We start from the raw sequence: 14,086 nt of genomic DNA, 5'->3' as shown, positions 1-14,086 counted from the left end.
AAGGACAATAATGCACAGCCGCCCAGTCCCCTCCTGCCCGGAAACGGACGTCGTCGTCGTGGGCGAGGCCCTCATCGATATCATCGACACCGCAGCCGGGGCCGTCGAATTTCCCGGCGGATCAGGACTGAACGTCGCTTTCGGTCTCGGCCAGCTGGAGGTAGGCACCGCCTTCCTCACGGCATTGGGCAAGGACGAACGCAGCCGAAGCATCCAGTCACACCTGGCTAAAGCCGGAGTGCGGTTGCTCCCGGGCGCCGAATCCCTCCCCAAGACCTCCACTGCCACGGCTGTCCTGGACAGCAACGGTTCCGCGGAATATGAATTCGATTTCCACTGGGACCTCCCACAGATCAGTCCGACCTTCCTGCCGAAGGTTTTGCACACAGGCTCGCTGGCGACCTTCCTCGACCCCGGGGCAACGCAGGTGCGCGCTTTGCTGGAACTGTTCTCCGGCCGCTGCCAGATCACATACGACCCCAACATCCGTCCGACGCTGCTCCCCCGCCACGACGAAGCTCTGCAAACGTTCGAAGAAACAGCAGCCCTGGCCACGGTGGTGAAACTCAGCTCGGAAGACGCCTTGTGGCTTTACCCCGGCTGGTCGCTGCCCGCCGTCGGACGCCGCCTGCTTGACCTTGGCGCGGAAGCCGCAATCATCACCGACGGCGGCGCAGGTTCCTTGCTGTGGTCCAAGAGCGCCGAAGTCCACGTGCCGGCGCGCGCGGTGGACGTCAAAGATACGGTCGGCGCGGGCGATTCCTACATGGCAGCCCTGATCGCTGGCCTGCTGGAGGAAGGTGACGGTGAGTTCGACGCCGCCAAACTCACCCGCCTGGGCACCGTCGCATCGCTCGCGGCTGCCATCACGGTGGGACGGCATGGAGCAAACCCGCCCACCCGTGCCGAACTGGCCGAATCGCTGGAATTGGCACACGCTTCCCGGGAGAACCCGAATGACTGATACAACAATCCGCCCGGCCGGTCCCGGCGAGGACACCGCCCCCACCATCCGCCCGCTGTTGCACTACACGGCCCACAGCACCTGGCTGAACGACCCCAACGGCCTGGTTTTCTACCAAGGCCTCTACCATCTCTTCTACCAAAACAACCCGTTCGACAACGTCTGGGGCAACATGTCCTGGGGTCACGCCACCTCGGAGGACCTGCTCCACTGGACCGAACACCCGGTGGCCATTGCCTGCGATGACCAAGAGGACATCTTCTCCGGCAGCGTTGTGGTGGACGCCGGGAACACCGCTGGTTTCGGCACTCCGGGGAATCCGGCGTTGGTGGCCATCTACACGAGTGCTTTCAAGGAAGGCACGGAGCACCAAGGAACCCAGGCGCAGTCTTTGGCGTTCTCAACTGACGCCGGCATGACCTGGCATAAGTATGCGGGGAATCCGGTCCTGGGCCGGGGCTCGGCCCACTTCAGGGATCCCAAGGTGTTTCGCTTCGAGGGTCCGGCAGGTTCCTACTGGGTGATGGTGGCGGTCGAGGCCCAGCACCAGGAGGTTGTCCTGTACCGCTCTGCCGATCTCAAGGACTGGGAGTACTTGAGCACTTTCGGCCCGGCCAATGCCACGGGCGGCGAATGGGAATGTCCTGACCTGTTCCCGCTTCCCGTCGACGGTAACCCCGACGACGTCAGGTGGGTGATGGTGGTCAACATCAACCCCGGTGCCGTGGCGGGTGGTTCGGGCGGGCAGTACTTCGTAGGCCATTTCGATGGCGTGCGGTTCACTGCGGACGCTGATTCGATGGTTGAGGACGGGAATGCGAATCTCCGGGATTGCCTTTGGCTGGATTGGGGCCGCGATTACTATGCAGCGGTTTCCTTCAGCAACGTACCGGGCAGCCGCCGCGTCATGATCGCCTGGATGAGCAACTGGGATTACGCCAATTCGCTGCCGACCTCCCCGTGGCGCTCCAGCATGTCGCTTGCCCGCGAGGTTGGACTGGCCACCGTCAACGGACGTCCCCGCTTGATCCAGCGGCCGGTCCTCCCAACGGATTCAGGGCGGTCGCTGCTTACCGTTGCGGACCTGGAGGTCCACGATTCCACCGTGGCCCTGCCGGACGCGGAGCACGGCTCAGTGCAGCTGATCGAGGCTGACATCCTGCCCGGCACGGCCCGGACAGTTGCCTTGACGCTCCTGGGCGCTCCGGACGGGGGCGCCGCAACGGTTCTCAGCTTCGACACCGTCACGAACCAGCTCACGCTGGATCGCCGAAGGTCTGGCAACACCTCTTTCCATGCGAAGTTCGCGTCCGCAGAGTCGACACCAGTGACTCTTGAGGACGGCGTGCTCAAGCTGCAGGTGGTCGTTGACCACGGCTCCGTGGAGGTGTTTGCCCAAGGCGGCAAGGTGACAATTACCGATCTGGTCTTCCCCACACCCGGAAACGTGGCCATCGGTCTCACTGTGGAAGGCGGCACGGCGATGGTGCGGAGACTGAGCGTCACAGCCCTGTCTTAACCTGGGAGTTCACGTCCAGCTAATGCCCTTAAGATTCGTTCCAAGGGGCAATAGCTGAACCAAACCTCCGAGGGGACACCATGGCCGAGACCATCCGCACAGCAACAACGCACGACGCCGGGAAGCTTGCTGAGCTTGCGGCCGTCACCTTCCCGCTGGCCTGCCCGCCGGGCGCCTCACCGGCGGACATTCAGGCCCATATCGAGAAGACCCTCAGCGAAGCCAACTTCGAGGAGTATCTCGCCGATGCGAACATCACCGTCCTGGTTATCGACGACGATGGGCGGCTCAACGGGTACACCCTCCTGGTTGCCAAGCCGGCCAGCGACCCTGACGTGGCGTCCGTGCTCTCGGCACTGCCCTCCACCGAGCTCAGCAAGTGCTACGTCCACCCCGAGCACCACGGCCAAGGGGCAGCATCCCGGCTCATGCAGGCTTCGCTGGCCCATGCAGCAGACAAAGGGGCTGCCGGCGTTTGGCTCGGCGTCAACAGCGAGAATGCGAAAGCCATCCGCTTCTACGAGAAGAGTGGATTCCAGCGGGTGGGCACCAAGACGTTCACACTGGGCGACACGGTGGAACACGACTTCGTCATGGAAAACGAGCTCTAGGGAACTACCCGAACAGGTCCCCGGTCAGCGGGGGCCGTGGATCGGAGCGCAGTTCAAGCCCTGCCGGCAGCCCGGTCACTGTACCGGACGAACCGGAAGCTTCCACCGTGATCCGCGAGCGCCCCAGCAACACGTTGTCCGCGCGGAACGACCCGTAGGCGTCCGGCAAGATCGGTGCCAGGTGCAGCACCTTCCGGGTGAAGTCGGGATCGAAACGGAGCAGGATCCGGGCGAGTTGTACCGGCGCGGCAGCCGCCCACGCTTGTGGGGAACACGCCGTCGGATACGGAACCGGCTCCGAGAAGTCTGAACGGTCAAAGCCGCAAAACAACTCCGGAAGCTGACCGCCGAAGTACTCGGCGGCGTCGAACAGTCCGCTCGCAACCCGGCTGGCCTCCTTTACGAAGCCGTACCGCATGAGTCCGGTGGCAACCAGCGCGGTGTCGTGGGGCCACACCGAACCGTTGTGGTAGCTGACGGGGTTGTAGGCACCCATGTTGGAGCCGAGGGTCCGGATGCCCCACCCGGTGAACATTTCCGGGGACATGAGCCGCTCCGCCACGAGTGGCGCTTTGTCCTCGTCCACGATGCCCACCCACAGGCAGTGCCCCATGTTGGACGTGCACGAGTCCACGGGTTTCTTGTCCTTGTCCAGCGCCAGCGCGAAGTAGCCCTGGTCCGGAAGCCAAAAGGCCTTGTTGAAGGCAACTTTCAGGGCTTCGGCGCGGTCTGCACAACGGCGTTCGACGGCGGTATCACCCGCCGCCCTGGCCAACAGCGAACGGCCCACGTAAGCCGCGTACGCGTAGGCCTGCACTTCGCAGAGGGCAATAGGCGTCTCGGCCATCCGGCCGTCGGCGAAGTTGATGCCGTCCCAGGAGTCCTTCCAGCCCTGGTTCACCAGTCCGTGCTGGTTGGGCCGCTGGTATTCGATGAAGCCGTCGCCGTCGCGGTCTCCGTACTGTTCCATCCATTCGATGGCCAGGTCGGCATGCGGCAGGAGCGAGTCGATGATGTCCGCTCCCAGCCCCCACCTGCTGAGCTCGCCCAGCGTGGACACAAACAACGGGGTTGCATCGGCGGTTCCGTAGTAGGCGGTCCCGCCGAGGGCCAGTCCGGCCGTGACGCCGAGCCGTACCTCGTGGGGCATGCGTCCAGGCTCTTCCTCGGAGTCTAAGTCCACTTTGGTACCTTGCAGCCCTGCCAATGTTTGCAAAGTTCCGGCTGCCAGGTTGGGATCCACCATGAGCGACATGTAGGAGGCCAGGAGCGAGTCGCGTCCGAACAAGGCCATGAACCAGGGAGCACCGGCGGCCACAGCGGCGCGTCCCGGGTGCGCGGGGTCGAAGATCCGCAGCGAGCCCAGGTCACGTTGGCTTCGCTCCAGGACCTCCTCCACGTTGGCATCGGTGACGGCAATCCGGGGTACGTGCTCTTCCCAGGCGACGTGTCGGCGGACGCCCGGGGTGTGGTGCAGCGGGGTGGTTTCGGTGAAGGGATCGTTGGGGCCCTTTCCGTTGACCAGTGGGAGGGCGATGATGCTGGTGGACCATTGACTGCGGGCAGGGATGGTGATGTGGAACCGCAACCCGTCCTCGGACACCTTGGCGCCGGAGGCCCGGAAGGATACTCCCCTGCGTTGACCGCTGGAGTGGAGGGAATCGATGTGCAGGTCTTTCTTATGGGCCTTCCTGGTGGGTGTCCCGGCTTTGTTGGTGCGGCCCCCTTTGACGTCGAAGAGGTCGGCCAAATCGGCGTCGATCAGCAGTTCAATCTCGCAGGATGCTTCCTGTCCCGAGTAGTTCCTGATGGTGATGTCATCCCGGACACCGGCACCGACGTGCCGTTGATGCTGGACCACCAGCGGACTGTCGAACCTGCCATCGGCGGAGCACGCCCGGCCCACGTATTCGGCTTGGAAGGCGGTAGGGTTTCGGGCTACCAGCGGTTCCCTGAGCGCCCCGTTGACCCGCAGGATCCACCGCGACACGATCCTGGTGTCCTGATAGTAGGCGCCTTGGGAACCACCCCCGTGGATGTCACCGGAATGCGAGGAGATACAGAAGGATGAACCTTCGACGACGGTGACGGCACCGAGCTCTGACGCTCCGGCTTCGGTGTCTTCGTTCCAAGCTGTCATGGCCCAGGAATCCTTCTTCCGCAAACGTCCTGGTTGTCGATCACAGGTTGATGGGGGCTTGCCTCTGATTGTCTTGCAAGTGGTGCTTGACGGGAAGGCTTTTGTCCTTGAATTTCCCGATCAGCCGGCCGTACAAATCCACGTGCTCCGCGGCCATGCGTCCTGAGCTGAAGGACTCTTCCACTGATCGCCTGCATGCCTCGCGGCTGAGGGAAGGGACCCGCTCGAGGCAGGCTGCCAGCTCACCGGTAGAACCCACGAAACCCGTGATTCCGTGCCTCACAATTTCCGGTGCGGCCCCCATCGGCGTTGCCAGGACTGGTGTTCCCGTGGCGAGTGCTTCGATCATCACCAGCCCAAAGGGTTCATGCCATTGGATGGGGTTCAGGAGCGCTATGGCATCGCCCATCAACTCGAATTTTTCGGGATCGGAAAGCTCTCCAAGGAACTCCTCACCCGACCCCAACGCAGGCTGCACCACCTCACGGAAGTAGCTTTGTTCCTCCGAAGCGTGCATCTTTGCCGCGATCCGCAACGGGACGCCTGCTTCCCTGGCGATGTCCACGGCTTCCATCAGCCCCTTGTCCGGGCACATGCGTCCCACAAAGCACGCATAACCGCCGGCTCCTTGGCCGACGCTCACGGCGGAGAGGTCGATCCCATGGTGGATGACAGCTGCCACAGGCAAACCAGAAACCCGGCTGCACTGGTCGTGGGAGATAGCGATGATGGCGGTATCTTTCGCCATGTCCCGGTACAGGGTTGCCGCCGGCGCTGAGAGCTGCCCGTGGATGGTGGTCACAACAGGCACATCCTGCGGGCGGTGGGAGTAAAGGGGGCCCGCCAAGGTGTGATCGTGGATGATGTCCACATCGCCCATGTCGCGGTAGGCCTTGATCACATGGGCCAGCTCGCTCAGCGTGAGGCCTACCTCGTCGGGTTGACTGGATGCGAAGCCCGGAAGCTGCGGGACAGGGCAGGTGCTGTCCGATGCCGTAGCCAGCAGTACATCGTGGCCCGCATCTACCAATGCCCGCGCCAAGGCATCAACTACGCGCTCAGTTCCACCGTATTTTTCCGGCGGTACGGTGAACCAGGGTCCAACGATGAGTCCGATGCGCACGTGTGGCCTCCGCGCATAACCCCCAGTCCGAGGGCTGACTTCATAACCCTTTACAAGAGTATTGGGCTTCGGCTCGAACAACAACGGGTGACGAAAATAACAGCCGTGTAAGGAATGCCGCGCCAGCGGAACAGGTTGTCCAGAGCATGAAGATTGAGATCTGGTCAGACGTCGCGTGTCCGTGGTGCTACATCGGCAAGCGCCGTTTCGAGACCGCCCTGGCACAGTTCCCGCACCGCGATTCCGTGGACATCGAATGGAAGAGCTACCAGCTGGACCCCTCCGTTCCTGAGCATTATGACGGCACGGAATTGGACTACCTGAGCAAGCGCAAGGGCATGGCCCCCGAGCAAGTCACGCAGATGTTCGCCCACGTCACTGAGACAGCCAAGGGCGAGGGCCTGGATTATCACTTCGACAAGGTGGTGGTGGCCAACAGCTTCACAGCCCACCGCCTCATCCACCTCGCCGCCACCCACGGCCGCCAGGACGCCGCCAAGGAGCAGCTGCTGAGCGACCACTTCGAGCACGGCAAGGACATCGGAAACCAGGAGTACCTGACGGAACTCGGTGCTGCGCTCGAGTTGCCGGCCGACGAGGTCGCTGAGCTCTTCACCTCGGACAAGTACACCGACGCAGTCAACGAGGACATCAACGAGGCCCGCGCCATCGGCGTCACGGGCGTCCCGTTCTTCGTCATCGACCGCAAGTACGGCATCTCCGGCGCCCAACCCGCGGACCTGTTCAGCCAGGCCCTGAACCAGGCATGGCAGGAAGCCAACCCGTTGATCCCGGTCGGCGCTTCCGACGCCGAGGCCTGCGGCCCGGACGGCTGCAGCGTTTAACCCAACGCGGGGTCACTTACGGCCCAAAATCCCCCTTGGGGTAGGCCCATAAGTGACCCCGCGTTGCTTTATTGGCGAGGGCTAGGCCTTCGCCACCTCAAGCTCAACGACGGCCCAAGACAGTGCGGGCAGCGTCAGGCGCAGCTCCGAACCATTCGCCTTGACGCCTTCCAGTGGCGTCAGGCCGACACGGCCCGGCTGCTCCTGGGTGTTGATGGTGAACCGGTCCCCGCCCTCGGGGATTTCGAGGACTTCGGCCCGGAGCACCTGCCGGGCGTCGAAACCGCGCAGGGCCACCTCCACATCGGCTGCTTCCTCAAGGCCTCGGTTGGCGAAGAACAACGCCAAGCGGCCCGTTTCCTCATTCCATGTGGCGCTTACGTCCACCAGGTCCGTGCCGCCAAACCGGGCATTCTCGTACTTGTCCGAGTCCACCGAGAGACGCAGGATCTGGCCCTTGGCGAGCTCGGCCATCCGCGCGAACGGGTGGAAAATGGTCTGCTTCCAGGCCGGGCCGTTTTCCTCGCTCAGGATTGGCGCAATGACGTTGACCAGCTGCGCTTGGTTGGCGATATGGACGCGGTCGCCGTGGCGGAGCAGCGAGTTCAGAAGGGTACCCACTACCACGGCGTCGGTGACGTTGTACTTGTCCTCGATGACACGCGGGTGCTCCCGCCAACCGGCCTTGATCACGTTGTGCGGCTGGTCCTCGGTGTCCAGGCCGCGCTGGTACCAAACGTTCCATTCGTCGAAGGACAGGTTGATGTGCTTCTTGTGCTTCCCCTTGGCCCTGACGGCATCGGCCGTAGCGATCACTGACTCAATGAAGTAGTCGGTGTCGACGGCGGAGGCCAGGAAGCTGCCCACGTCACCTTCTTCCTCGAAGTAGTACGCGTGGAGGGACACATAGTCCACTTCCTCGTAGGTGTGGGTGAGGACTGTCTGCTCCCAGTCGCCGAAGGTGGGCATCCTGGAATTTGAGCTGCCGCAGGCCACTAGTTCAATGGACGGATCCACGTATCGCATGGCCTTGGCAGCTTCCTGTGCCAAGCGGCCGTATTCATCGGCTGTCTTGTGCCCGATCTGCCACGGGCCGTCCATCTCATTGCCGAGGCACCAGAGTTTGATGTCGAACGGGTCCTTGTGGCCGTTCTTCGCCCGGAGGTCTGACCAGTACGTGCCTCCGGTGTGGTTGGAATACTCCACAATGGCGCGGGCTTCCTCCACTCCCTTCGTGCCCAGGTTGATGGCTTCCATGATTTCGGTCCCGGCCTGCCTCGACCAGTCCACGAATTCGTGCAGGCCGAAGGCGTTGGTCTCCACGGTGTGCCAGGCGCCATCAAGGCGGCGGGGCCTGTTTTCACGCGGGCCGATTCCGTCTTCCCAGTTGTAGCCGGAGACGAAGTTGCCGCCGGGGTACCGGACAACGGTGGCGCCGAGTTCCTTGACGAGCTTGAGGACGTCCTGGCGGAAGCCGTGCTCATCGGCCTCCGGATGCCCGGGCTCGTAGATGCCGGTGTAGACGCAGCGGCCCATGTGCTCCACGAAGGAGCCGAAGAGGCGCCGGGGTACCTCCCCGATGGTGAAGTCGCGATCGAGGGTGATGCGTGCGCGGGACATGTATCTCCTTGGTTGTGTGTTTCAGGTCTGGTGGTGCAGGAACGGGGCGGTCAGGTCCCGGCAAGTCCGGTGGTGGAAATGCCCTTGATGATCTGGCGCTGGAAGAACAGGAAGACGACAATCAGCGGCAGCGCGGCCAGCAATGCCGACGCCATGTTCTGGGCGTACTGCACGCCGTAGGCGCTCTTGATGGTCTGCAGGCCTACCGGAAGGGTCAGCAGGGAATCGTCGTTGGTTGAGATGAACGGCCACAGGAAGTTGTTCCACGCGCCGATGAACACGAAGATCGCGACGGCGGCCAGGATCGGCCGGGACAACGGCAGGATGATCTGCATGAAGATCCGGATCCGGCTGGCCCCGTCCATCACGGCCGCTTCTTCGAGTTCACGCGGAATCTGGTCGAAGAACCTCTTGAGGACGAACACCATGGCAGGGTGGATCACCTGCGGAAGGATGATGGCCCACGGGGTATCGATCATCTTGAACGCAAGCATTTGGTAGAAAAGCGGAATCATGAGGACCGGCGGCGGCACGATGATGCTGGCGATAATCGCCGTCATCAGCAGCTTCTTGCCCTTGAAGTCGATCCGCGACAACGCATAAGCGATGAGGGCGGAAATCACCAGCGTGATGAGGGTGATCGCAGCGGAGGTGTAGAGCGAATTCCACGTCCAGAGCGGGATGTTGCCGGCCTGGAATACGCTGGCAAAAGCATCGAACGTAAAGCCCGACGGCGGGATCCAGCTGACCTTCGACGCCGAGGCGTCCGCTTCGGATTTGAAGGCAGTGACCGTTGCCCAGGCGAAGGGAACCAACCAGAGGACGGCGAGGACGGCGGCGACAACGATGGCTGCGGCCTTGCCCACTGTCAGCTTCTTGCGGGGTTGGCGGATGACCTGGCCGGGTTCGGTTCGCGGGACGGAGCGGGTGAGGGTTGTATTTGCCATGGCTATGCACTCCTGCGGCGGGTGATGACGAACTGCAAGGCAGAGACCAGCACGATCAGTCCGAAGAAGATGTAGGAGATGGCTGCGGAGTATCCCAGCCGGTATCCGGTAAACCCGGTTTCGAAGATGTACTGGACCACGGGCCTCGTTGATCCGCCCGGACCGCCGGATGTCATCTGGTAGATCTGGTCGAAGACCTTCAGGGAAGCGAGGATCTGGAGCAGCACGATCATCACCGTGGTGGGGGTGATCTGTGGCAGCGTGATGGAGAAGAACTGCCGCCAGGCGCCGGCGCCATCCAGCGATGCGGCTTCATAGTGCTGAGCGGGGATGTTTTGCATTGCCGCCAAGTACAGAAGGAAATTGAAACCCACGGTCCACCAGAGCGTGGCGATCACGATCGACCACATGGCCACATTGGGATCGTTGAGCCAACCGATCTTCGGGATACCGAACTTGGACAGGAAATCGTTGATCAGTCCGAGCTGCGGGTTGTACATCCAGACGAAGAACAGGGAGACAACCGTGGATGCCAGCAGGAACGGCGCGAAGTAGGAAAGCCGCCACAGCCACTGGGCGGGAAGGCCGATGTTTAACAATGCAGCCATCACCAGCGCCACCAGCACCAACGGCACAGTGCTGATCACGGTGAAATAGAGCGTGTTGCCCAGGGAACGCCACATACCGGCGTCGGCAAACGCCTCGGAGTAGTTGGAAAAACCAATGAGGACGTCGTTGGCTCCCGTGAGGGATTTGCCTGTCAGGCTCATGTAGAAGCCGTAGAGGATGGGCCATATAAGGAACACCAGGAAGAAGACGAGGAACGGCGCTGCGAAGGTCCAGCCGCTCACGTTGTCCCTGCTTCTGCGCAGGGACGGCCCGGTCTTGATGCCGGGTGTGGGTTTTGTCCGTACTAGGCTGGTCTGCCGGGACACTGTAGAGGAACTCATGAAGGACTCCTTTGTCGCTCGGTGTGCTGTGCCGGTCAGACCGGGTTGGGCCGGGATAGAAGGTCGTTGGTGCGGGCCACGAAACCGTCCCACCCCTCAGCTGCTTTGCTGCGTCCCAGAAGTACGTTCTGGATGTACTCGGCAAAATAGTTCTGCCAGTCCGAGCCCGATCCGCTGAACCAGGCCTCGGGATCGTAGGCAATGATGTCCGCCGCGTTGGCGTAGTGGACCTGCGGAGTGAGTTCTTTATAGGCCGTTGACTGCACCACGGGCTGGTATGCCGGGATGTGGCCTGCCTCGGCCCACGACAACGAACCTTTGAGGATGTCGCTGACGAACTTGTAGGCGTCCTTGCGTTTTTCCTCGTTGGCCACGAGCTGCCGCGGAAGCACGAAGGAATGCGAATCGGCGTACGACGCGGGCGTCCCGTAGAGGGTCGGGATGGTGGCTGCGTCAACGGGGAGCTTGGCCTTCTTCATGGTGGGCAGTTCCCAGCCGCCGCTGAAGAGCATTCCCGAGTCGCCCCGGACAAACTCGGCGATGCCGGTGTTGATGTCGTTACCCTTGGCCGCGATGGTGTCATCAAAGAGCGACGCCATGAATTCCAGTGACTCAACGGCAGCGTCCCGGTCCACTTTCATGGGCTGGCCTGGCGTCAGGACAATTTCGGCGCCATGCTGCTTGTAAAGCGTGTAGAACAGGCGCCACATCTGTGAGCCGAGGTTCAGGTATCCGAAAGAGAGGCCGTGGGCTTTGGTGACCTTTTGCATCTCCAGTGCCATGGCTTTGAATCCGTCCGGCGAGTCCACTTCCTGCAAGAGGCCGTTGCTTTCCAGGAGCCCCGCTTTACCGGCGATGTCCGTGTTGTAGAACATGATGAACGGGTGGGAGTCCAGTGCAAGCGAGAACACCTTTCCGTCCTGCTGGCTCTTTTCCCAGATACGCGGGGCAAAGTTCTCCGGCGTGATGCCGTTCTCCGCCAGCAGGCCCAGGTCCCAGGGTTCGATCAGTCCGCCGGGGGCGTAGCCGGGGACCCGGCTGGCATGCATGATGGCTACCTCCGGCGGCCGTCCGCCGGCCGATGCCATGGCCAGCTTGGTGTAATAGGGCGGTCCCCAGGCCAGAACCGTGGGGTGGACCTTGAAGCCCGGATTGGCGCTGTTGGCACTGGCGATCATGGCCTGCATCTTGGTGCCGTCTCCTCCGGACAGGAGATGCCAGAAGTCGATGGTCGGTACGGACGCGGCTCCCGCCGATCCGCCGCATCCTGTGAGGCCCGTGGCCAAAAACCCGCCGCCCAGCAGCGCGGAGCCCATCAATAAATGTCTCCGGGACAAACTTCTCCCGGTCAAAGATTCAAACTGCTTCACCCGTCACTCCTTTGGAAGGGTCCGCTGAAAGGACACAATGCTGCACGAAAGTCCGGCTTCGCCGCGTCTCCACGCATGGGTAAAAGGTGGCCCCCGGGTGACGCAGGTCTCACATTACATCGATGTAATAGCGAGGGCAAGAGAAAATTGTTAGCGCGCACAATTTGATGGATGACTCTCGCCTCAGTCCCGGAAAAGGCTCAGCTCCGACTGCTGTCCCGCTCCTCGATGCTGTAGTCGATCTCCACTATCCGCTGCCCATGGGACCGGTCCGCCATCCGCTCGGTGAGAAGACGCAGCGCTTCAGTGGCGATGGCACGCTTGTCGAAGGAGACCGTGGTCAAGGACGGAACCGCGTAGCGACCGTCAACGACGTCGTCGAAACCAGCCACCGCGATGTCATCGGGCACCCGCACTCCCCTCTTCCAGAGGGTATTCAAGGCACCCATTGCCATGGAGTCCGTGAAGCAGAACAGGGCCTCCGGCAGCGGATGCCCCTCCAGGTATTCCCTCAAGGATTCAGCAGCCGAAGCCGGGGTCCAGCTGTCACACGAAATCAGCAACGACCCGTCGAGCGGGATCCCGAGCTGCTGGAGTGCAGCCTCGTAACCCCCGGTTCTTTGGATGGCAGTGGCGGACTGCCTTCCGCGGTTCACCCCCAAGGCTGCGATCCGCCGACGTCCGGGCTTGGCCAAAGCAAGCGTCATGTCGCGCGCGGCGGCAAAGCTGTCCACAAAAACCCGGTCCGCCAGTTGCTGCGTCACTTCACCCAGCAGGACCACAGGAGGCAGCGCGACGCCCACCTGGACGGCACTTTCCTTGAGCACCACGGGATTTAGGATCAGGCCGTCAATGAGATTGGACCGGGCGCGGGTCATGAGTTCATGTTCACGCTGCGGGTCGGAGCCGGTTTCCTCGATTTGGACGCTCCAACCCTGCTCGTGCGCCACTTCAACAATGTGGTGGGCGATCTCCGCAGAGAACGGGGTCGCAAGGTCAGGCAACGCCAATCCAATGACTCCGGAGCGGCCATTGCGCAGGCCGCGGGCGGACAGATTGGGAACGTAGTCGAGCTCGGCCATGGCTTGCTCAACCCTGAGCCGCGTGGGACCACTGACCGGCACGATTCCGTTCATGACGTTGGAGACCGTCTTTGGCGAAACCCCTGCACGGCGCGCTACGTCCTTGACCGTTGCGCGCACAACGCCCCCTAGCTTGCTTGATGTGGTTGTGCTGACGATGTTACCGCCCAGCCCGGCTGCCATCGCGCCGAGCACCTGTTTGCTGACAGATCACTGTAAAGTGTCTATATGCCCAGGATCACGGCCGCCACGAATGCTGCCCAACGCGCCGAGACCCAACGTCGGATTCTGACCGCCTTTGGTGAGCTCCTCTTCACCCACGGCCTCCCCGGCCTCACCATGACCGACGTGGCGCGCCACGCCGGCGTGGGCCGCACCGCCGTCTACAACTACTACGCGGACATGGAGCAACTGCTCATCGCGTACGCCCTGGACGAGACCGAACGCTTCATCGTGGACCTCCGTGATTCACTGGCTGCGCTCGAGAACCCGGTTGACCGGCTGGCCCTGTACGTCCGCGCCCAAGTGGAAGACCTCAGCCGCCGCCACCTGCCACCTGGGCCTGCCATGGCAGCCGTGCTCTCCCCGGGATCATTCGCGAAGCTCGCCGACCATGTGGGCGACCTCAACATCCTGCTCCAGGACATCCTCCAGGACGGCGTGCAGCAGGGTTACCTTCCGGATATCGACGTCGCGCAACTGGCGCGGCTAATTCACGGAACACTGTCGGCCAGCGCCGCGCGACGCAACCGGACGCCCGACGGCGAGACTCCCCCGCCTGCCCCCGCCGCCGACGTCGAGGCCCACACGGCTCAAACCGTGCGGTTCATCCAACTGGGTGCGGGTGCCCGCTTCGACGAAGCGGGCAGGCCCCTCAGACTGGATTCACCGGCCCACGACGCCCTGGCTGGCTAG

The 14,086-nt window shown here is 62.7% G+C and carries 12 protein-coding genes; 5 read left to right on the top strand and 7 right to left on the bottom strand.

The annotated features are described in order from the left end of the window. Positions 1–10: 10 nt before the first annotated feature. The 3 genes from FQP90_RS11270 (at position 11) to FQP90_RS11260 (ending at position 3,094) form a co-directional block, all read left to right on the top strand. Positions 11–964: a carbohydrate kinase family protein gene (locus FQP90_RS11270; protein ID WP_144650208.1), complete on the top strand. Its 954-nt coding sequence runs from the start codon at positions 11–13 to the stop codon at positions 962–964. After that, positions 957–2,483, top strand: a complete 1,527-nt coding sequence (locus FQP90_RS11265) for a glycoside hydrolase family 32 protein (RefSeq protein ID WP_144650205.1) — start codon at positions 957–959, stop codon at positions 2,481–2,483. Before FQP90_RS11270 ends, FQP90_RS11265 begins: the two co-directional genes overlap by 8 nt. A gap of 80 nt (positions 2,484–2,563) precedes the next feature. Beyond that, positions 2,564–3,094 (top strand): GNAT family N-acetyltransferase, encoded by a 531-nt coding sequence (locus FQP90_RS11260; RefSeq protein ID WP_144650203.1) that lies wholly within the window; start codon positions 2,564–2,566, stop codon positions 3,092–3,094. 4 nt (positions 3,095–3,098) lie between these two features. Here FQP90_RS11260 and FQP90_RS11255 read toward each other — a convergent pair whose 3' ends face one another. Together FQP90_RS11255 and FQP90_RS11250 are read right to left on the bottom strand one after the other, a co-directional pair. Beyond that, positions 3,099–5,234, bottom strand: a complete 2,136-nt coding sequence (locus tag FQP90_RS11255; protein ID WP_144650201.1) for an amylo-alpha-1,6-glucosidase — start codon at positions 5,232–5,234, stop codon at positions 3,099–3,101. Between the two features lie 40 nt (positions 5,235–5,274). Beyond that, positions 5,275–6,357, bottom strand: coding sequence for a glycosyltransferase family 4 protein (locus FQP90_RS11250; protein ID WP_144650199.1), 1,083 nt, complete (start codon positions 6,355–6,357; stop codon positions 5,275–5,277). Positions 6,358–6,503: 146 nt separating this feature from the next. Here FQP90_RS11250 and FQP90_RS11245 point away from each other — a divergent pair, with 146 nt between their 5' ends. Then, positions 6,504–7,202 (top strand): DsbA family oxidoreductase, encoded by a 699-nt coding sequence (locus FQP90_RS11245; protein WP_144650197.1) that lies wholly within the window; start codon positions 6,504–6,506, stop codon positions 7,200–7,202. 81 nt (positions 7,203–7,283) lie between these two features. On the opposite strand, the gene arfA is transcribed toward FQP90_RS11245, so the two are convergent. The 5 genes from arfA to FQP90_RS11220 all read right to left on the bottom strand — a co-directional run bounded on the left by arfA (position 7,284) and on the right by FQP90_RS11220 (position 13,291). Continuing rightward, positions 7,284–8,822 (bottom strand): arabinosylfuranosidase ArfA, encoded by a 1,539-nt coding sequence (arfA, locus tag FQP90_RS11240; protein ID WP_144650195.1) that lies wholly within the window; start codon positions 8,820–8,822, stop codon positions 7,284–7,286. Positions 8,823–8,872: 50 nt separating this feature from the next. Further along, positions 8,873–9,769, bottom strand: a complete 897-nt coding sequence (locus FQP90_RS11235) for a carbohydrate ABC transporter permease (RefSeq protein WP_144650192.1) — start codon at positions 9,767–9,769, stop codon at positions 8,873–8,875. Between the two features lie 2 nt (positions 9,770–9,771). After that, positions 9,772–10,719 carry a carbohydrate ABC transporter permease gene (locus FQP90_RS11230; RefSeq protein WP_208759991.1) on the bottom strand — a complete coding sequence of 316 codons (948 nt, stop codon included), beginning with the start codon at positions 10,717–10,719 and terminating at the stop codon, positions 9,772–9,774. A gap of 35 nt (positions 10,720–10,754) precedes the next feature. After that, on the bottom strand, positions 10,755–12,089 hold the full coding sequence (locus tag FQP90_RS11225) for an extracellular solute-binding protein (RefSeq protein ID WP_144650190.1): 1,335 nt from the start codon (positions 12,087–12,089) through the stop codon (positions 10,755–10,757). Between the two features lie 200 nt (positions 12,090–12,289). Beyond that, positions 12,290–13,291, bottom strand: coding sequence for a LacI family DNA-binding transcriptional regulator (locus FQP90_RS11220; protein WP_144650189.1), 1,002 nt, complete (start codon positions 13,289–13,291; stop codon positions 12,290–12,292). Positions 13,292–13,399: 108 nt separating this feature from the next. Between FQP90_RS11220 and FQP90_RS11215 the strand changes: the two genes are divergently transcribed. Further along, the gene (locus FQP90_RS11215) at positions 13,400–14,086 is read left to right on the top strand and encodes a TetR/AcrR family transcriptional regulator (protein WP_144650187.1); all 687 of its coding nucleotides are present in this window, start codon (positions 13,400–13,402) and stop codon (positions 14,084–14,086) included.

This window comes from Paenarthrobacter nitroguajacolicus (assembly GCF_007786235.1).
GTDB lineage: Bacteria > Actinomycetota > Actinomycetes > Actinomycetales > Micrococcaceae > Arthrobacter > Arthrobacter nitroguajacolicus_A.
This window is presented reverse-complemented; position numbering and strand designations above follow the sequence as displayed.